The following is a 19,265-nucleotide window of genomic DNA, read 5'->3' as shown; positions in this document are numbered from 1 at the left end:
TCAGCCCGGCGCGAATTGCCCGATAGGACATTCTCTTTGCCGACCCTTCCCAGGGTGTTCGCAGTCTGACAGCATCGCCCGATATCCGGTGTTCGATCTCCGCACGACAGCGCGCTCAGGTTTGCCGCTGTGCCGATTTCGAGCACCCCAGGACATTCGGGGGAGGGCATCGTGGGCGGCTTCGTCCTGCGCAGGCTGCGGAGCCGACTGGCACTGGCCGCTGCCGCACTACTCACCATCCTGCTCACTGCGGGGGTGCTCGGCGCCCTCAGCGCCTTCAACGGCGGGGTCGGCGACGCGGGCCTGCGCCAGGCGCTGACCACCCGCGACCGGGCCCGGTCGACCGTCCTGGCCAACGTCAGCACGGACCTGTCCGGGCGGGCGGCGGTGGATCCGAAGGCGCGTCAGCTCGCCACCGAGATCTTCGGCAGCCGAGCCGCCGAGATCAGCGAACTCGCCGTCAGCAACCCGCTCGCGCTGCCCTCGGCGGGCGCGGCCGACCAGGCCAATCCCTACCCCGACCTCACGATGCTCGCCGCGCTGGACCGCGGCCGCGTCAAGCTGACCTCCGGGCACTGGCCCGCGCCGGTCACCGCCGGCGCCGCCACCGAGGTCGCCGTGCCCGATGTCGCTCTGCCCAGGCTCGGCCTGAAGCAGCAGGCACTGCCCGCCAAGCTGCGGCTCACCGACCGCTACACCGACGCCGCCGTCGACATCACGGTGACCGGCAGCTACCGCCCGCTGGACACCGGCGACCCGTACTGGCAGCTGGATCCGCTCGGCGGCCACGGCGAGCAGCTCAACGGCTTCACCTCGTACGGACCGATGCTCACCGACGACAGCGCCTTCACCAGCGGGGCGGTCGTCCAGCACGACCTGAACTGGCTGATCAGCGCGGACTTCGGCCGGATCGGGGCGGCCGACCTCGGCGCCCTGCGCGACCGGGCGAGCGCCGCGACGGCGAACGCCCAGAGCAACTACGGCCTCAAGGCCACCACCCAACTGCCCGCCGCCATCGACGACTTGCGAGCCGACCTGCTGGTGGCCCGGTCCACCCTGGTGATCGACGCGCTGCAACTGGTGGTGCTGGCCGGGGCCGCACTGATCCTGGTCACCCGCCTGCTGGCCGAGCGGCAGCAGGCGGAGAACGCGCTGCTCACCGCCCGCGGCGCGGCGCGCGGCCGGCTGGTCGCGCTGAGCGCCGCCGAAGCCGCCCTGCTCGCGCTGCCGGCCGCCCTGCTCGGCCCGCTGCTCACACCGCCGCTGCTGCGCCTGCTCGACACGTACGGGCCGCTGGCCCGCGCCGGGGTCCGGCTCGGCAGCGGGCTCTCGGTCGGCTCCTGGGCCGTGTCGCTGGCCGTCGGCTGCGGCTGCGTGCTCGCGGTGCTGGCCCCCACCCTGCTGCGCGCGGCCGCCACCGTCGCGCTGCGGCGGGCCGGTCGGCGCCAGGCGCTGGTCTCCGGCCTGGCCCGCTCCGGCGCCGACCTGGCCCTGATCGCGCTCGCCGTACTGGCCTACCTCCAGCTGGCGCACTACAGCGGTGGCGGGCTGTCCGCCGACACCGGCGGACAACTCGGCGTCGACCCGGTCCTGGTCACCGCACCCACCCTGGCGCTCTGCGCCGGCACCCTGCTGGTGCTGCGGCTGCTGCCGTTCGCGGCCCGGATCGGCGAGCGGCTGGCCACCCGCGGCCGGGGGCTGGCCGCCGCGCTGGCCGGCTGGCAGTTCGCCCGCCGGCCCAGCCGGCAGGCCGGACCGGTGCTGCTGCTGGTGCTGGCCGTCGCGATGGGCATGCTGGCGCTCGGCCAGAGCGCCTCGCTGAGCCGCTCGCAGCGCGACCAGGCCGACAACGCGACGGCCGGCGGCCTGCGGGTGACCGACATCGCGCTGCCCTCGCTCGGCCAGGGCGGACTGCTCGCCGCGCTGCCCGGCGGCCAGCGGCTGGTGCCGGTCTCCCGTCAGCAGCTCCCGCTCAAGGACGGCCGTAGCGGCCAACTGCTGGCCCTGGACACCGCGGACGCCGCCCGCTACCTGCGGGTGCGACCGGACCTGACAGGTGGCCGCACTCCGGCCCAGCTGCTCGGGCCGCTGGCCGCGCCGGCCCCCACCGGCTCGGCCGCCGGCCTGGTGCTGCCGGGCAAGCCGGTCCGCATCGACCTGGACGTCTCGGTACAGATCAAGGCGCACGGCCCCACCACCAACACGGACCTGCCACCCGGCGGCGACCCGCACCACCCGAGCCTGCGCCTGGAGCTGCGCGACCGGTTCGGCGTGCCGTACGAAGTCCTGGTCCCCACCCTCCCGCAGGACGACCAGGCCACCGTCTCGGTCGACCTCGGCGACGCCCTCGGCCTGCCGCTCGGCGCGGCCGCCTACCCGCTCACCCTGACCGGCATGCAGGTCTCGTACGCCGAGGACCAGGACGGCGGAGTGACCCAGAGCCTGACGGTGCGCCGGATCGCCACCGCTGACACCCCGAGCGGGCCGGCCACCGCGGCCGCCGTTCCGGCCGACTTCCGCTGGTCGGCACAGAGCATCGCCCCGCCCCGCGGGCCGGTCCCGGTGGGCACCGACGCCAACGGCAACCCGGTCATCCTCGCGCCCAAGCCCCAGGACACCAGCGCCCACCTGGGCGACACCACCTCGACGGTGCTGCTCGGACTCGACTACAGCACCGGCTACGGCGACATCGGCCAGACCACCACCGCCGTGATCACGGCGGCCGGCCCCGACGGCACCCCACCGCCCGCCCCCACCGTCGTGGACGCGGTGGCCACCCAGGACTACCTGCGCGCCACCGGCACCTCGGTCGGCCAGACCGTGCCCGTCCAACTCGGCCTCAGCAACCTGCGGTTGCACATCGTGAGCGCCGTCACCAGCCTGCCGACGCTGAACGGCGAAGAGGCCGGCGGCACCAATGCGGCGCTGGTCGCCGACCTGGCGTCGATCGACCGGGTGACCGCGGCCGCCGGGCAGTCACCGCTCACCCCGAACGAGTGGTGGCTGCCCGGCACCGGCCCGGACGACCCACTGCCCGCCCGGGCGGCCGCCGCGCTGCGCGCCGGCAGCGCCTCGGCGCAGTTCCAGGTCGACAGCGAGCAGGCCACCGCGCTGCGCACGGACCCGCTGGGCGCGGGCCCGCAGAGCGCCCTGCTTGCGCTCAGCGCGGCCGCCGCCGTGCTCGCCGCGATCGGCTTCGCCGCCGGGGCGGCCGGCGCGGCGGGCGAGCGGGCCGCGGAGTTCGCGGTGCTGCGCGCCCTGGGCACCCCGCAACGCCGGCTGGCCCGCACCACCGCCGTCGAGCAGGCGCTGGTGATCGCGCTCGGGCTCGGCATCGGCCTGGGTCTTGGCTCCCTGCTGGTCCGCCTGGTGGTGCCGCCGCTGGTGCTCACCCCCACCGCCCACCGACCGGTGCCCCCCGTACTGGTCCAACTGCCGTTTGTCCAGGTCGCGTTGCTGATGCTCGCGGTGGCCGCGCTGCCGGTCCTGCTGACCGCGCGGGCCGTTCTGAAACCGACCCGAGCCGCCGACACCGCCGCCCGGCTGCGCTACTCGGAGGACACGTGAACCCGCTGAACCGCTCCCCGCGGGCCGCCGCGCCCTGGGTGTGGACGCGGCTGCGCACCAGCCGGCTCGCCGCGCTGCTGCTGGCCGCCCTGGTACTCGGCAGCTCCTTCCTGGCCGCCGCCTTCCCGCGGACCCTGGACCGCGACGCCGACCACGTGGTCAGCGGCCTGCTGAGCTCCGGGTCGCCGCTCTCCCGCAGCCTGGTCGGCCGCGCCACGATGGACCGCTCGTCCGGCGACGTGTCGCCCGCCGCGGTGGCCGCGTACTACAGCGATGCCCAGCTGACCCGGGCCGCGCAGGCGATCCGGGGCGACCTCGACGCGCCGCTGCGCCCGGCGCCGGCCGACCAGGACGCCATGGGCGGGCGCACCCTCGGCTCGCGAGACCTGACCGACCCCGCGCTACCGCGTCCCGACCTCCTTCCCCCCGAGCTGAACCTGGTCTATCTGCAGGGCCAGGCCGACCACGTCCGCCTGGTGGCCGGGAAGCTGCCGAGCGACCCGCCGGCCATCGACGCGGGCGGGTTCACCAGCAGCTACCAGATCGCGCTGCCCAAGGCGACGGCCGACCGGTTCGGCGTCACGGTGGGCGCCGTGCTGCACACCGCCTCGCCGACGCCCGACGGCGCCCCGCCGATCCAGGCCGTGGTGGTCGGGATCTTCCAGCCCACCGACGCCGGAAGCACCTTCTGGAGCGCCACGCCCCCGTGCCTGCTCAGCCCCTGCCTCGACTCCAAGGGCCAGCAGCCGCCGATGCTCTACTGGAGTGTGACCGCCCTGGTCGGTGCCGCCCAGCTGCCCTCGCTGACCGGCTGGCAGAGCGACGCGGAGCTCTTCTGGCAGATCCCCGCCGCCTCGGACGGCCTGCCCGCCCACCGGCTGGCGCAGGCGCAGGCGGTGCTCTCCTCGGCCCTGGACGGCGCGCACGCGGACGCCCTGCCCACGCAGTCCGGCGTCCCCGGGCTGCACCTGACCTCGATGCTGCCCTCCCTGCTGACCCAGGCCCAGCAGGAGCAGTCGGCAGCGGCCGCGCTCTACGCGATCGGGCCGCTGGGCGCCGCGGCCGTCGCCCTGGTGGTGCTGCTGCTGGCCGCCGGTCTGGCCGGCGACCGGCGCCGGGCCGAGCTCAACCTGGCCCGGGCCCGCGGCGGTTCGCTGCGCGGCCTCGGCGGGCGGCTGCTCGCCGAGAGCGCGCTGGTGGTGCTGCCGTCCGCGCTGGCGGGCACCCTGCTCGCGCTGCGGCTGCTGCCCACCGCGCGCTGGACGGCGGCGGTGAGCGCCGGGGCCGCGGTCGGCCTGATCGCGCTGCTGGCGTTCCCGCTGCGTGCCGTCGGGCAGCTCTGGGGCGCCCGGCTGCGCCGCGGTGCGAGCAGCGCGGGAGCCGCGGGCGGCGCCGGTCGGCGGCGCGGCTCCCGGCTGCGGATCGGCGATCCGCGACGGGTGATCGCCGAGCTCGCCGTGCTGGCGGTGACCGCGGCGGCCGTGCTGGCAGTGCGCCGCCGGGGCGCGGCCGCCCCCGGGACCAGCCTCGACCTGCTGCTGAGCGCCGCCCCGCTGCTGCTGGCGCTGTCCGGGGCGGTGCTGCTGGCCCGGGTCTTCCCGCTGCTGGTCGTGCCCGCCGCGCGCTGGGCACGACGGGGATCCGGCGCGATCGGCTTCCTCGGCCTGGCCCGGGCCACCCGCGGCTCGGGGAGCGGGCATCGCGCGCCGACCGTGCTGCCGCTGCTGGCCCTGCTGCTCGCGGTGACCACGGCCGGGTTCGGCGTCACCGTGCTCTCCTCGGCCGACGCCGGACGGACCACGGCGGTGCGCCAACTCGTGGGCGGGGACGCCCAGGTGGAGGCCGTACGACCGGACGGACTGCCGGCCGGCTTCGCCGCGGCGGCGGCCGCGCTGCCCGGCGTGCGGGGCGGCAGCACCGCGGTGGTCGACCGGCTGGCCCCGGTCGGCTCGGTCCCCGGGGTGACCATGGTGATCGTCGACCCGACGACCTACAGCGCGCTGACCCGGTCGATCGGCATCGGCCGCTTCGACCCGGCGCTGCTGAGCGACGCCGGTGCGGCGCCCGGCGATCCGGTGGCCGCGCTGGCCACCCCGGCGCTGGCCGCGCGGCTGGGCGACGACCTCAACTTCACGGATCTGCCCTCGGCCGCAGGGCGGTTGAGCCTCAAGGTGGTCGGCACCGTGAACGGCTCACCCGCGCTGCCGGGCGGCGGCGGTGACCGGCAGGTGCTGGTGCTCTCCGGACCGGCCGTGCTGCGCCAGCTGCCGAGCGCCAAGCCCATGTGGGACGCCCCCAACACCTGGTTCGGAATCGGGAACGGCATCGAGGCCGGCACGCTGCGGGCACTGCTGACGAAGCTCGACAGCACCCGGCCGGCCCCGCCGGCGGACGCGGCGGCGCTCGCCAACGCCGGCGGCGACCCGTCGAAGGTCCCGACGACCAGCCAGCCCGGCAAGCCGTCCTTTGACGAGGCGTACTCCGACTCCTCGTACACCATCCTGACCCGGGCGGCCTACTCCCGGGAGCTCAGCGCAGGCCCGCTGGAGCGCTCGGCCACCAGGCTGTTCTGGGGCTCGGTCGGCGGCGCGGCCGGCTTCACCGTCCTGGCGCTGCTGCTGACCCTGCTCCGGGCCGCGCCCGAACGGGCCGCGCTGCTGGCCCGGTTGCGCACCATGGGCCTGCGGCCGCGGCAGGGCGTCGTACTGATCCTGATCGAGGCGCTGCCGCAGGCCCTGCTCGCCGCCCTGGCCGGGGCCGCGATCGCCTGCCTGACCGTTCCGCTGCTCGGCCAGTCCATCGACCTGTCGATGATGGACGGCGCCGCGGTGACCGGCGGTCTGCGACTGGCGCTGCTGCCGGTGGCCTGGCAGGCCCTGGCACTGGCCGCCTTGGCCACCCTGGCCATCCTCGCCGAGACCGCGATCTCGGGACGACGGCAGATCAACACCGAACTGAGAGCAGGTGAACAGGCGTGACCGCCCCCGACGCCAGCACGGCCGACGCCAGCACGACTGACCCCAGCGCGGCCGACCCCAGCATGGCCGACCCCAGCTACCAGGAGCTCCAGGAGCGCGCCCGACGCGCCCGCAACTCCCCCGTCCCCGACGTCGACGCCATCATCAGCTGCGACCGCGTGGTGCGCATCTACAGCACCGACAACGTCGAGGTGCAGGCCCTCCAGGGCCTCGACCTCACGGTGGCCAGGGGCGACCTGATCGCCCTGGTCGGCTCCTCCGGCAGCGGGAAGTCGACACTGCTCAACATCCTGGCCGGCCTGGACAGCCCCACCGCGGGCACCGCCACGGTCGACGACCACGACCTGCTGCGGATGACGCCCCGCCAGCGTCTGGAGTACCGCCGGCACACCGTCGGCTTCGTCTGGCAGCAGACCGCCCGCAACCTGATGCCCTTCCTGACCGCCGCGCAGAACATCACTCTGCCGATGCAGCTCAACGGCCAACGCCGCAGCCCGGGCGTCACCAAGCAGCGCACCGCGCGCACCGGCCGGCTGCTGGAGACCCTCGGCATCGGGCACCTCGCGCACCGCCGGCCCGCCCAGCTCTCCGGCGGCGAGCAGCAGCGCGTCGCGATCGCCGTCGCGATGGCCAACAACCCCTTGCTGCTGCTGGCCGACGAGCCCACCGGCGAACTCGACACCGAGACCGCGCACGGCATCTTCGAGGCGTTCCGCACCGTCAACAAGGAGCTCGGCACCACCACGGTGATCGTCACCCACGACCCGATGGTCGCCTCGGAGGTCCGCCGCACCATCGCCATCCGCGACGGACGCACCAGCACCGAGATCCTGCGGCACACGCTCACCGACACCGACGGCACCGAGACCACCACCGCCACCGAGTTCGCCATGCTCGACCGCAGCGGGCGCGTCCAGCTGCCGAAGGAGTTCCTGGAGGCGCTGGGCATCGAGCACCGCGTGGCGCTCAACCTGACGCCCGACCACATCACCGTGCACCCGCACAACAAGTAGCCGGGCGCTGTCGGTTCAGAGCACAGTCGGCTCAGAGTGGGGGCGTCAGAGCAGGGGCGTCAGGCCGAGGCCGGCGCCCGGGGCCGCCGCGGCCCGCACCGCTACCGAGCCGTTCGGGGCGTTCAGGCGCAGCCAGCTCCCCGCGCGGTGCGCGGACAGCGGCGCGCCCGGGTGCAGGAAACCGATCACATAGGCCGCGTGGGCGGCGCGCAGCGGCAGCTCGGGCACGGCCAGCAGCGGACGGGACCAGATCTCGTCAGCCAGCGCGTCGAGCACCTGCCGGCTCCGGTGCTGCTCCGGGACCGCCGCGCTGCGCTCCTTGAACTCCCGCACAGCGGCCATCAGTTGCGGCATCACCTGGTCGGCCCCGAGCTCGCCGAGCGGGCGCCAGCCGGTGCGCGGCGGGAGCAGCCCCGCCCACGCCGGTCCGGTCACCGGGGCCGGCAGCGCGACCGCGCCGGTCGCCTCGTCCACGCCCTCCAGCAACTGGCCGGCCGAGACGGTGAGGTCGGCCGCCTGCGCGAGGTCGGTCAGCCGCGCGGTACGGACCGCGACGGCGCCGGACGTCCCCAGCGGCAGCCGTCCGAACACGGCCAGCACGCCTGTCTGCTCACTGCTCTGCTGCTCGCCGCCCGGGTGCTCGCCGCCCTGCTGCCCGCCGACCTGCTGAGCGGCCGATCGGACCGCCTGGAGCCGGACCGCCGCCGCACGGTCGAAGCGCAGCAGTCGCGCCAGGAAGCCTCCGAGGTCGGCGGCTTCCGCGGGGTCGGCGAGGGCCAGCCGGGCGGTGCTGTTCACAGGAAGCTCACTTCGTCTCGGTACGGGCGGAGAGCGGCTCGGTACGGGCTGAGGAGGTGGCGGGGTGGCGCAGGACGTCAGGCCGCGGCCCGGAGTTCCTGGTCCACCAGGAAGCGGCTGAGGAACTCCCGCTCGACCGCGCTGATCCGCCGCGGTCGACCCGCCGCCAGGTCGTAGGGCACGACCACGCTGGAGGCCCGGACATACACCCGCTCGGTACCGTCGGCGTCGGTGTCCTTCACCTCGTAGGCCACCGTCACCGAGGCGCCGCCGATCCTCGTCACCCAGGTCTCGATGGTCACCGGCGTCGGGCGGTGCACCAGCGGAAGCTTGTAGTCGATCTCGTGGCGGGCCACCACCGAGCCGCCCGCGAACTCCCCCGCACCGGCCTCGGCGGCCTGGGTGAACATGAAGTCGATCCGGGCCTCCTCCAGGTAGCGCAGGAAGACCACGTTGTTGACGTGACCGAAGGCGTCCATGTCGGACCACCGCATCGGGCAGGCGTAGATGTGGCGTGCCACGACAGTTCTCCTTCTCACTTCGCTGAGGTACTTCACAGATGACGGGCGTCGGCCCGGCAGGCCGCCTTCTCCAGGCGCCCTGCCGGGCCGGTACTGCTCCCTGCTGTGCGGCCGGTCAGCCGATCAGCCGCGGGTCAGCTTCTTGTAGGTCGCGCGGTGCGGGCGGGCCGCGTCGGCGCCCAGCCGCTCGATCTTGTTCTTCTCGTACGACTCGAAGTTGCCCTCGAACCAGAACCACTTGCTCTCACCCTCGTAGGCGAGGATGTGGGTGGTCACCCGGTCCAGGAACCAGCGGTCGTGGGAGATGACCACGGCGCAGCCCGGGAACTCCAGCAGGGCGTTCTCCAGCGAGGAGAGCGTCTCGACGTCGAGGTCGTTGGTGGGCTCGTCGAGGAGCAGCAGGTTGCCGCCCTGCTTGAGGGTGAGCGCCAGGTTGAGGCGGTTGCGCTCACCGCCGGAGAGGATGCCGGCCCGCTTCTGCTGGTCCGGACCCTTGAAGCCGAACGCCGAGACGTAGGCCCGCGAGGGCATCTCGACCTGGCCGACGTTGATCCAGTCGAGCTCGTCCGAGACCACGGCCCACAGCGACTTCTGCGGGTCGATGTTGGCGCGGCTCTGGTCGACGTAGCTGGTCTTGACCGTGTCGCCGATCTTGATGCTGCCGCTGTCCGGCGTCTCCTCACCGAGCAGCATCTTGAACAGCGTGGTCTTGCCGGCGCCGTTCGGGCCGATCACGCCGACGATGCCGTTGCGCGGCAGGGTGAAGCTGAGGTCGTCGATCAGGATCTTCTCGCCGAAGGACTTCGAGAGATTGTTGACCTCGACGACGATGTTGCCCAGGCGCGGGCCCGGCGGGATCTGGATCTCCTCGAAGTCCAGCTTCCGCATCTTGTCGGCCTCGGCCGCCATCTCCTCGTAGCGGGCGAGACGGGCCTTCGACTTGACCTGGCGGCCCTTGGCATTCGAGCGGACCCACTCGAGCTCTTCCTTGAGCCGCTTGGCACGCTTGGCGTCCTTCTGGCCCTCGACCTTGAGACGGGACTGCTTGGTCTCCAGGTACGTGGAGTAGTTGCCCTCGTACGGGTAAGCGCGACCGCGGTCGAGTTCGAGGATCCACTCGGCGACGTGGTCGAGGAAGTACCGGTCGTGGGTGACCGCCACGACGGTGCCGGCGTACTTGGCCAGGTGCTGCTCCAGCCAGTTCACCGACTCGGCGTCGAGGTGGTTGGTGGGCTCGTCGAGGAGCAGCAGGTCGGGGGCCTCCAGCAGGAGCTTGCAGAGCGCCACGCGACGGCGCTCACCACCGGAGAGCTTGGTGACCGGCCAGTCGCCGGGCGGGCAGCCCAGCGCGTCCATGGCCTGCTCGAGCTGGGCGTCGAGGTCCCAGGCGTTGGCGTGGTCCAGCTTCTCCTGGAGCACGCCCATCTCGTCGAGCAGCGCGTCGGAGTAGTCGGTCGCCATCAGCTCGGCGATCTCGTTGAACCGGTCGAGCTGGGCCTTGACCTCCTTGACGCCGTCCTGGACGTTCTCCAGCACCGTCTTGGACTCGTCGAGCGGGGGCTCCTGCAGGAGCATGCCGACGCTGTAGCCGGGCGAGAGGTAGGCCTCTCCGTTGGAGGGCTGCTCCAGGCCGGCCATCATCTTCAGCACGGTGGACTTACCGGCGCCGTTCGGGCCGACAACGCCGATCTTCGCTCCGGGGAGGAAGTTGAGCGTCACGTCGTCAAGGATGACCTTGTCGCCGTGTGCCTTGCGCACCTTGCGCATGGTGTAGATGAATTCCGCCACGTGAGATCGCTCCGGCGTCGTCGAGGGGGTAAGTCAAGGAGTATTCAGGCTTGCAGCGTTCCATTGTGCCGCACTGGGACTGCCAACCCGAACTCCTTAATACTGCCTGACCCCCTTACCGGCCCCCGCCGCTGCCCCCGGGTCTCCCGTGCTCTCCCATGCTGTCCCATGCTGTCCCGTGCTGTCCCGTGCTGTCCCGTGCTGTCCGGTCCCGGAACGCCGGTGGCCCGGGCCGCCCCACCGCGAAGGGCGGGGCGACCCGGGCCCACCGGGTTCAGCTACGTCGCTCGGCTGCCTCAGGCAGCACTGTGACGACCACGACGGCGCATCATGAAGACCGCGCCACCGCCGGCCACCACGAGCGCACCGGCGATGCCGGCGATCATCGGGGCCTGGCTGCCGCCACCGGTGAACGCCAGACCACCCGCGGGGGTGCTCGCACTGGCCGAGGCGACCGGGGTGCTCGGCTTGGCGCCGGCCGGCGTGCTCGCCGAGGCGGACGGGGTCGGGCTCGTCGAGGCGCCGGCCGCGGTCCAGCTCGCGCTGGCGGTGGCCTGCACGGTGTCGTTCGAGTTGCCGGCCAGGATGAGGGTCTGGCTGTGGTTGGCGACGGTGTAGTGCTGGCTGATGAACGCCCGGCCCAGCTCGACCGTGGTGGAGGTCGACGCGTTCAGCGTGGCACTGCCGGCGGCCGCGGCCGCCGGAGCCTTCACGAAGAACTTGTCGTTCGCCTTGGCCGGCTTGAGCAGGTGGCCGTCCGCACCGGTCAGCACGTTGCCGGAGGCGTCCGTCAGGACCACACCCGACTTGTTCGCCGCCGCGTCGAGCGAGACGTCGACCTGGTCACCGGTGGTGTTGACGGTGATCGGGCCGAGCTGCGCACCGGCGCTGCCCTTGACCGTGCCCGGCGTCAGCGAGAGCGACGGCGCCGGCTCGGACGTCAGGACCGTCTTCGGGTCGTTCACCGTCTTGATCAGGTACTGCGTGAGGCCATTGGCGGCACTGTCCTTCGGCACCGCGACCGCGTCGTCGGAGAAGGTCCAGATCGCCGCCTGGGTGCCCGCCGCCGCCTGAGCGGTGGTGAGGCTCTCGACTCCGGCCTCCGAGGCGAGGGCCTTCAGGTCGGTGATGTGGGGGTAGGAGTTCTGGAGGATCCAGAGCACCTTGCCCGCCTTCTTCGGGTCCTTGCCGCCCTCGTCCGGGTTGCCGAGCGAGATGTTCGACCAGTCGGTCTCCTGGTACTTCGCCCCCGACTGCGTCTCGTTGCCGAGGTCGATGCAGTAGGTCTCCAGGAACTTGCCGTTCTTGGCGTCCGTGTCGAGCTGGATCAGGCCACCCTCGTTGTCAGGTCGCCCGTTGACGGTGATCTGGCCGTAGTTGTTTGCGATCAGCTCGGGGTTGTGCAGGACTGCCACCGCGCCCGAACCGGTACCCGTGCCGGTGTCCGCGATGGCCGCACCCGCCATCGCGAGGCCGCTGCCGACCACCACACTCGACGCGAGCATGACAGTGGCTATGCGGGAGATTCCCCGCCGTTGCATGTGGAACATTGACTGTTACCCCTCCGGGCAGGGCCGCGCCCTGACGGCCCGCCGCGCATTTTCGCGCTCCGTGTGGCGCTGCTGCACTGATGTGAACCAGACGCATCATATTGATTGAGGGGGGCGTGCAAACGTCTGTGTCAAACGATGACGATTCCGTATCGGAATTGTTATCAAGCCTGGGGTTGCGACGGGATGCTGACGGTGTGCCAGCTTTTCGTCACTTTATCGACTCTCCGAGCTCCCCCATTGCGCCTGGTGCAACAAGCAGTAGCTTCGCACGTTCAGTTCACACCCGGCCGGCGATCAGACTGCGCTCAACTGGCGCGTGAAAGGTGGTCAAACGGTGATCGCCTCCTCCTCTTCCAGCCGAGCCGCCACCGCCGGCTCGGCCGACCCGGCAGCCCGCCCCGCCTGCGGCGCTGCGCCCCGGGAGCGGCGAGCGGTCGCCGCTGGGACCCGACGCGCAGGGCGCGCCGCCGGGAACCCAGGCTGCGGCATCACCCGGGCCGAAGCGAGCACTTCACCGGGCTCGGCGGGCTCGACGCACTCGACGGATCCGCCCGCCAAGGCGGCTGCTGACGCTGCGCCACTGCCGCCACCGCCACGGTCATCGCCCCCGCCCCCACCCGCGGCTCCCGCCCGCTGCGCCTCATCCGCCCGACGCTTCTGCACCGCCGCCACGATCCACTCCGGCACCGCCTCCCCCAGCGGCATCACGCTCTGGCGAACCGGCGCTTCGTCACCGAACCGCCCAGCACCGCGATCCGGCTTCGACCACCCGCCCGCCTCGACGGCCGCCAACCCGACGCCGCCCGAGCCGAACTCCCCCGCATCGGCCACAGCCGCCCCCACCGCACCCGGACCGGCGCCGGCGCCGGCGCCAACCCCGACCCCGACCCCCACCCCCGCCAACTCCGGTCGCCCCCGCACCGCCCAGCGGAACGCCGAGGTGCCCCGCCCGAGGTCGTGCCCCACCACGCGGGCGTCGATCTCGACGGCCGACCGCCGCTTGCCGCCCTCCTCCCACTCCCTGATCCGCAACCGGCCGCTGACCACGACCGGATCCCCCTTGCCCACCGAACTCACCACATTCGCCGCCAGCCAGCGCCAGGCGACCACCGTCACCCAGTTGGTGTCCCCGTCGACCCAGTCACCGCGCGCCCGGTCATAGCGACGCTCGGTGGCCGCCAACCGAAAGTTGGCCATCGGGACCCCGGCGGACGTCTGCCCGTAGCTCACCGGGGACGCCACATTGCCGATCATCGTCACCAACGTCTCATTCATGACGTTTCCTCACTTTCGCACCAGGCTGCCTTTCACGCCGCCAGAAGTGAGCATCGCGCCTCTTGTCCAGGAGTGGGAGAAATTCTTTTTTCCTGTGGATAACTGGCCCATGTGGATAACTTTTCCCGCTTATGGCAGATAACCTGCCCGGACGGCCCATCGACTCGCCACTCAAACATTCAGCGTCCATGACAAGTCCCCTTCGGGCATGTCCTCGCCAGCACTGCCGCAACCCCTGAACGAGTGGCCCCGAAGGCGTTCTGTCCACTTCATCCGACCGGAGGAACCGAAATCCAGCCCCATCCGACACTCCGCAACCGTCACCTTCCCGGCACGCCCCGCAACCGCCGCCCCACATCCATAACGGGTGAGGAGACAGCGCCGTAACGACTGCACAACGTCCGGTCCCCGGGTGGCCCGGAGCGCTGCGCTCAGACCCTCCACCTGCGATTATCAGACCGCTCTCTCGCGGTCGACACACCAGCTGCACCAGCCGAAAGCCAAGAGAGGCGCCGGCGCACCCTTATCCTGTCCCCGACAGGTCTAGGGTCCAAGCAACCCGAACCGGTCCCCATGGGAATAGGCACGGGAAGCCCCGGGCCCCACGCCCGCCCCGCCCCCGTAGCTCAGCGGATAGAGCAGGTGCCTTCTAAGCACTTGGCCGCAGGTTCGAGTCCTGCCGGGGGCACCGCGACGGCCCGTCGATCGAAACCGATCGATGGGCCGTTTTCGCAGTTCAGGGGCCTATCGGAGCCATTGGCCCCGGACCAGTGGACCCCTCCCGCACCCATCGTTGAACGTTTTAGTGTCCGGCTGGGAGCGGTCCGTAGCGGGCGATTTCGGCTATCTGCGGCTAATGCGCAATTGGCCCAGCAGCTAGCCCAGCAGCGGGATGACCTCCGCGCCGTACGCGTCGATGGTGGCCTCGACCGCGTCGTGCATGGCGTACACGGCGAACTGGTCGACGCCCAGCTCACGCAGCTGCGCCAGCTTGGCGCGGTGTGCCGCGGGCGGGCCGATCAGGCAGAAGCGGTCCACGATCTCGTCGGGGACGAAGGCGGTGTCCGGGTTCCCGGCGCGGCCGTGGTGGCTGTAGTCGTAGCCGTGCCGGTCCTTGATGTACCCGGTGAGCGCCTCGGGCACCATCCCGGAGTGCTCGCCGTACCGGGCGACCAGGTCGGCGACGTGGTTGCCGACCATGCCGCCGAACCACCGGCACTGCTCGCGGCCGTGCGCGAGCGCCTGCGGTGAGTCGTCGGCGGTGACGTACCCGGGGGCGGCGACGCAGACCGTGACGGCGTCCGGGTCGCGGCCGGCCTCGGCGGCCGCCGTCCGGACCGCCTTGACCATCCACTCGACCAGGTAGGGGTCGGCGAGCTGCAGGATGAACCCGTCCGCCTGCCGGCCGGCCAGCGCGAGCGCCTTGGGCCCGTACGCGGCCATCCAGACCGGCAGCCGGGCGCCGGGCCGCACCCAGGGGATGCGCACGGCGGTGCCGTCCAGCTCGGTCTCGCGCCCTTCGGCGAGCTCCTTGACGACGTGCATGGCCTCGCCGAGCCGGGCCAGTGTGGGCGGGCTGCCGCCCGGCCACCCGCATCGCCGAGTCGCCGCGGCCGATGCCGCAGACGGTGCGGTTGCCGTACATGTCGTTGAGGGTGGCGAAGAGCGAGGCGGTCACCTCCCAGGTGCGGGTGGCGGGGTTGGTGACCATCGGGCCGACCCGCAGCCGCTCGGTGGCGGCCAGGATCCGGCTGTAGATGACGAACGGTTCCTGCCACAGCACCACCGAGTCGAAGGTCCACCCGTGGGTGAATCCCGCCTGCTCGGCGCGGCGCATCCGCTCCACCAGCAGGTCGGCGGGCGGATCGGTCTGGAGCACGAGGCCGATGTCCACGGCGTGCACCTTTCAGGAGATGAACTGGCAGGTGGCCCGGGGCTGGTAGCGGCCGTGGCCGGGACGGCCGAGGTAGGCGCCGCCGTCCACGACGACGGCGCCCCGCGAGAGCACCGTGCGCGCGCGGCCGGTGATCCGCCGGCCCTCGTACGCCGAGTAGTCGACGTTCATGTGGTGGGTGGCGGCCGAGAGGGTCTGCTGCGCCGCCGGGTCGTAGACCACGAGGTCGGCGTCGGCGCCGGGCGCGATGGTGCCCTTGCGCGGGTAGAGGCCGAACATCCGCGCGGGGGCGGCGCAGGCGATCTCGATCCAGCGGCGCCGGGTGAGGTGTCCGTCCAGCACGGCCTGGTGCAGCAGGTCCATCCGGTTCTCCACCCCCGGAAGGCCGTTGGGGATCTTCGAGAAGTCGCCGCGGCCGAGCTCCTTCTGCCCGGCGAAGCAGAACGGGCAGTGGTCGGTGGAGACCACCTGCAGCTGGTTGGTGCGCAGGCCGCGCCAGAGCGCCTCCTGGTGCTCGCGCGGGCGCAGCGGCGTCGAGCAGACGTACTTGGCGCCCTCGAAGCCGTCGGCGCCGCGCTCGGCGAGGTTGTCGGTGGAGAGGAAGAGGTACTGCGGGCAGGTCTCGCCGAAGACGTCCAGGCCCTGCGCGCGGGCGGCGGCCACCTCGGCGACCGCCGAGGCCGCCGAGACGTGCACGACGTACAGCGGCGCGCCGGCCACCTGGGCGAGCTTGACGGCCCGGTGGGTCGCCTCGGCCTCCAGCAACTCGCGGCGCACCTCGCCGTGGTAGCGCGGGTCGGTCCGCCCGGCGGCCAGCGCCTGCTCGACCAGCACGTCGATGGCGATGCCGTTCTCGGCGTGCATCATGATCAGGCCGCCGTTGCCGGCGCTGCGCTGCATGGCGCGCAGGATCCGGCCGTCGTCGCTGTAGAAGACGCCCGGGTAGGCCATGAAGAGTTTGAAGGAGGTGACGCCCTCCTCGACCAGCTGGTCCATCTCCCGCAGGCTGGTCTCGGTGACATCCGACATGATCATGTGGAAGCCGTAGTCGATCGCGCACCGGCCCTGCGCCTTGGCGTGCCAGGCGTCCAGGCCCTCGCGCAGCGCGGCGCCGACGCTCTGCACCGCGAAGTCGACGATGGTGGTGGTGCCGCCCCAGGCGGCGGCGCGGGTGCCGGTCTCGAAGGTGTCCGAGGCGGCGGTGCCGCCGAACGGCAGCTCCATGTGGGTGTGCGCGTCCACGCCACCCGGGATGACGTAGTGGCCGGCCGCGTCGATCTCCCGGTCCGCGGTCCAGCCCTCGGCGACCGTGCTGCCGGTGCTGGCGAGGGCGACCACCCGTTCGCCCTCGATCAGCACGTCCGCCGCGCTCTCCTCGGCCGCCGTGATCACCAGGCCGTTGCGAATCACCGTACGGGTCATGGCAGTTCCTCTCAGGCCTCGGTGAGCGGGCGGTAGGCGTCCGGCCGGCGGTCGCGGTAGAAGGCCCACTGCTGGCGGACCTCGTCGATCAGCGCCAGGTCGAGGTCGCGGACCACCAGCTCCTCCGCCCGGTCCGAGGCCGCCGCACCGACCAACTGCCCGCGCGGGTCCACGAAGTAGGAGGTGCCGTAGAAGTCGTTGTCGCCGTACTCCTCGACGCCGACCCGGTTGATCGCCGCGACGAAGTACTCGTTCGCGACGGCGGCGGCGGGCTGCTCCAACTGCCAGAGGTAGGCGGAGAGTCCGCGACTGGTCGCGGACGGGTTGTAGACGATCTCGGCGCCGGCCAGGCCGAGCGCCCGCCAGCCCTCGGGGAAGTGCCGGTCGTAGCAGATGTACACGCCGACCTTGCCGACGGCCGTCTCGAAGACCGGCCAGCCCAGATTGCCGGGCTTGAAGTAGTACTTCTCCCAGAAGCCCTTGACCTGCGGGATGTGGTGCTTGCGGTACTTGCCGAGGTACGAGCCGTCCGCGTCGATCACGGCGGCGGTGTTGTAGTAGAAGCCCGGGCGCTCGATCTCGAAGACCGGGATCACCATCACCAGGCCCAACTCCCGGGCCAGTGCGGACATCCGGGTCACCGTCGGGCCGTCCGGCACGGGCTCGGCCCAGCGGTAGTGCTCGGCCTCCTGCACCTGGCAGAAGTACGGCGCGTTGAAGACCTCCTGGAATCCGATCACCTGCGCGCCCTGGGCGGCGGCCTCCCGGGCCGCCCGTTCGTGGGCCGCGACCATCGACTCCGCGTCGCCCGTCCACGCGGTCTGGAAGAGGGCAGCACGTACAACTCGGCTCATGGGCACGTCTCCTCGGTCAGCCCGGCGAAGTCAGGGCACGCGACCGCGGTCGCGGCAGCCCTGAAAGGCTGAGAGTAGGAGTGCGGGTGGGCGAGTTGGAAGCGCCACGCGGTAACGGTACGCAGCGCTTGCGTTTCTGCGCGTGGCCGGGAGCGGCCGGGCTCAGATGCCGCTGATCACCGAGGAGACGATCCGCACCTCGCCGTCCGCGCGGGCCGCGAGGGCGGCACGCAGACGCAGTTCGCGCGCCGGGCCGACCAGGACCATCGCCTCCTCGGGCTCGACCCAGCGGTACTCCTCCAGCTCCGACTCCTGCAGCGCGATCGGCGTGCCGACCGGAACCGATCCGGCGTCGAAGAGGAAGTTGACGGCGGGGTGCTCGAGTTGATCGGACGGGTGGGTCCAGGAGACCACCAGCAGGCGGCCGGGCTCGATCCGCAGACCGGTCTCCTCCAGCAGTTCGCGCCGGGCGCACTCATAGGCGTCCTCGCCGCTGTCCACAGTGCCGCCCGCGAACTGCCAGCCGGGGCGGTAGTTGGGCTTGAGCACCAGGATCCGACCCGCCTCGTCGGTGAGCAGGGTGCCCGCCGCGGTGTAGGAGCGCTCCAGCGAGGCCAGCCATCGATCGCGGGGCAGCAGGGGCTCTTCGGCCATGGTCGATCGACTCCTCGGGTGGGCGGGCACCGGCTCGGGCATTCAACCACGGGGGGCGGGTGGCAGAGTGGGGACCATGACCGATCAGATCCTGCTCGAAGGCCGCGGCCCGCTTCCCGCCCGGGCCGCCGGCCTGCAGGCGTACGTCCCCGACGGCGCGCGGGGCGACGGCGTCGCGGTGCTCGTGCTGGACCGGCCCGAGCGGCGCAACGCGGTGACGCTGGCGATGTGGCGCACGCTGCCGGCCGTGCTGGACGAGCTGGCGCGCCACCCGGGCATCCGCGCCCTGCTGCTCACCGGCGCGCAGCGCACGTTCAGCGCGGGCGCGGACATCGGCGAGCTCTCCGAGGTCTACGCCGACGCCGCCGCGGCGGACGCCTACCACGCGCAGAACGTCGCCGCCGAGCAGGCGCTGGCCGCCTTCGCGCACCCCGTGCTGGCCGTGGTGCACGGCTCCTGCGTGGGCGGGGGCTGCCAGTTGGCGGTCGCCTGCGACCTGCGCTTCGGTGCCGAGGACGCCCGGTTCGGAATCACCCCGGCCAAGCTCGGCGTGGTCTACCCGGCGGTGCCGACCGCCCGGTTGGCCCGGTTGGTCGGACCGGCCCGCGCCAAGTACCTGCTGTTCTCGGGTGAGTTGGTGAGCGCCCGGCGCGCCGAGCTGTTCGGCCTGCTGGACGAGGTCCACCCGGCCGATCAACTGGACTCCCGCGCCCTGGAGTTCGCCCGGCTGCTGGCCAAGCGGTCGCCGCAGACGATCGGCGCGGCGAAGGCGGCGCTGGAGTCGGACGACCCGGCCGCCGCCCTCGCCGAGTGGGAGCACCGCTCCCGCCGGACGCCGGACGTCCGGGAGGGTCTTGCGGCCTTCCTGGAGCGCCGGGAGCCGCTCTTCTGACCCGGCCGACGCTGCCGTACGGAGTAACGCGAGGCGTGCACCCGGCGGCTCTCTGG

General features: G+C 72.5%; 12 protein-coding genes, 1 tRNA gene and 1 pseudogene. 5 read left to right on the top strand and 9 right to left on the bottom strand.

Annotated features, from left to right (window positions below; genetic code table 11):
- The first annotated feature begins 171 nt into the window (after positions 1–171).
- The 3 genes from P3T34_RS27480 to P3T34_RS27470 all read left to right on the top strand — a co-directional run bounded on the left by P3T34_RS27480 (position 172) and on the right by P3T34_RS27470 (position 7,558).
- On the top strand, positions 172–3,567 hold the full coding sequence (locus P3T34_RS27480) for an anti-sigma factor (RefSeq protein ID WP_280668707.1): 3,396 nt from the start codon (positions 172–174) through the stop codon (positions 3,565–3,567).
- Entirely contained in the window at positions 3,564–6,545 is a 2,982-nt protein-coding gene (locus P3T34_RS27475) for a hypothetical protein (protein ID WP_280668706.1), read from the top strand. The genes P3T34_RS27480 and P3T34_RS27475 overlap by 4 nt, the downstream gene beginning before the upstream one ends.
- A gap of 62 nt (positions 6,546–6,607) precedes the next feature.
- Entirely contained in the window at positions 6,608–7,558 is a 951-nt protein-coding gene (locus P3T34_RS27470; RefSeq protein ID WP_280672429.1) for an ATP-binding cassette domain-containing protein, read from the top strand.
- A gap of 45 nt (positions 7,559–7,603) precedes the next feature.
- Here P3T34_RS27470 and P3T34_RS27465 read toward each other — a convergent pair whose 3' ends face one another.
- The 5 genes from P3T34_RS27465 to P3T34_RS27445 all read right to left on the bottom strand — a co-directional run bounded on the left by P3T34_RS27465 (position 7,604) and on the right by P3T34_RS27445 (position 13,493).
- Positions 7,604–8,356, bottom strand: coding sequence for a hypothetical protein (locus P3T34_RS27465; RefSeq protein ID WP_280668705.1), 753 nt, complete (start codon positions 8,354–8,356; stop codon positions 7,604–7,606).
- Positions 8,357–8,433: 77 nt separating this feature from the next.
- Positions 8,434–8,877, bottom strand: coding sequence for a thioesterase family protein (locus tag P3T34_RS27460; protein WP_280668704.1), 444 nt, complete (start codon positions 8,875–8,877; stop codon positions 8,434–8,436).
- A 123-nt stretch (positions 8,878–9,000) separates the two neighbouring features.
- The gene (ettA, locus tag P3T34_RS27455) at positions 9,001–10,665 is read right to left on the bottom strand and encodes an energy-dependent translational throttle protein EttA (protein ID WP_280668703.1); all 1,665 of its coding nucleotides are present in this window, start codon (positions 10,663–10,665) and stop codon (positions 9,001–9,003) included.
- A gap of 296 nt (positions 10,666–10,961) precedes the next feature.
- A complete protein-coding gene (locus P3T34_RS27450) occupies positions 10,962–12,170 on the bottom strand; it encodes a thioester domain-containing protein (protein ID WP_280668702.1) in 1,209 nt (402 codons plus the stop codon).
- A gap of 375 nt (positions 12,171–12,545) precedes the next feature.
- Positions 12,546–13,493 (bottom strand): single-stranded DNA-binding protein, encoded by a 948-nt coding sequence (locus P3T34_RS27445; protein ID WP_280668701.1) that lies wholly within the window; start codon positions 13,491–13,493, stop codon positions 12,546–12,548.
- A 615-nt stretch (positions 13,494–14,108) separates the two neighbouring features.
- On the opposite strand from P3T34_RS27445, the gene P3T34_RS27440 reads away from it, so the two are divergent.
- Positions 14,109–14,181: transfer RNA gene (locus P3T34_RS27440), tRNA-Arg, on the top strand.
- A gap of 188 nt (positions 14,182–14,369) precedes the next feature.
- On the opposite strand, the pseudogene P3T34_RS27435 reads toward P3T34_RS27440, so the two are convergent.
- From P3T34_RS27435 to P3T34_RS27420, 4 genes and pseudogenes are all read right to left on the bottom strand, one after another.
- A pseudogene (locus tag P3T34_RS27435) lies at positions 14,370–15,387 on the bottom strand (TIGR03842 family LLM class F420-dependent oxidoreductase).
- A 12-nt stretch (positions 15,388–15,399) separates the two neighbouring features.
- Positions 15,400–16,809 (bottom strand): dihydropyrimidinase, encoded by a 1,410-nt coding sequence (gene hydA / locus P3T34_RS27430; protein WP_280668700.1) that lies wholly within the window; start codon positions 16,807–16,809, stop codon positions 15,400–15,402.
- Positions 16,810–16,820: 11 nt separating this feature from the next.
- Positions 16,821–17,663, bottom strand: a complete 843-nt coding sequence (locus P3T34_RS27425) for a nitrilase-related carbon-nitrogen hydrolase (RefSeq protein ID WP_280668699.1) — start codon at positions 17,661–17,663, stop codon at positions 16,821–16,823.
- Positions 17,664–17,825: 162 nt separating this feature from the next.
- Positions 17,826–18,317 (bottom strand): NUDIX hydrolase, encoded by a 492-nt coding sequence (locus tag P3T34_RS27420; RefSeq protein ID WP_280668698.1) that lies wholly within the window; start codon positions 18,315–18,317, stop codon positions 17,826–17,828.
- Positions 18,318–18,393: 76 nt separating this feature from the next.
- On the opposite strand from P3T34_RS27420, the gene P3T34_RS27415 reads away from it, so the two are divergent.
- Positions 18,394–19,209 carry an enoyl-CoA hydratase/isomerase family protein gene (locus P3T34_RS27415; RefSeq protein ID WP_280668697.1) on the top strand — a complete coding sequence of 272 codons (816 nt, stop codon included), beginning with the start codon at positions 18,394–18,396 and terminating at the stop codon, positions 19,207–19,209.
- Positions 19,210–19,265 lie beyond the last annotated feature (56 nt).

It is taken from the genome of Kitasatospora sp. MAP12-44 (assembly GCF_029892095.1).
In the GTDB taxonomy this organism is placed as follows: domain Bacteria; phylum Actinomycetota; class Actinomycetes; order Streptomycetales; family Streptomycetaceae; genus Kitasatospora.
This window is presented reverse-complemented; position numbering and strand designations above follow the sequence as displayed.

Bases quoted from the DNA above. Each gene is read 5' to 3' on its own strand.
- P3T34_RS27470 (WP_280672429.1), top strand. From the start codon at position 6,608: ATGGCCGACCCCAGCTACCAGGAGCTCCAGGAGCGCGCCCGACGCGCC.
- P3T34_RS27450 (WP_280668702.1), bottom strand. From the start codon at position 12,170: ATGCTCGCGTCGAGTGTGGTGGTCGGCAGCGGCCTCGCGATGGCGGGT.
- P3T34_RS27445 (WP_280668701.1), bottom strand. From the start codon at position 13,493: ATGAATGAGACGTTGGTGACGATGATCGGCAATGTGGCGTCCCCGGTG.
- hydA (WP_280668700.1), bottom strand. From the start codon at position 16,809: ATGACCCGTACGGTGATTCGCAACGGCCTGGTGATCACGGCGGCCGAG.
- P3T34_RS27425 (WP_280668699.1), bottom strand. From the start codon at position 17,663: ATGAGCCGAGTTGTACGTGCTGCCCTCTTCCAGACCGCGTGGACGGGC.
- P3T34_RS27420 (WP_280668698.1), bottom strand. From the start codon at position 18,317: ATGGCCGAAGAGCCCCTGCTGCCCCGCGATCGATGGCTGGCCTCGCTG.
- P3T34_RS27415 (WP_280668697.1), top strand. From the start codon at position 18,394: ATGACCGATCAGATCCTGCTCGAAGGCCGCGGCCCGCTTCCCGCCCGG.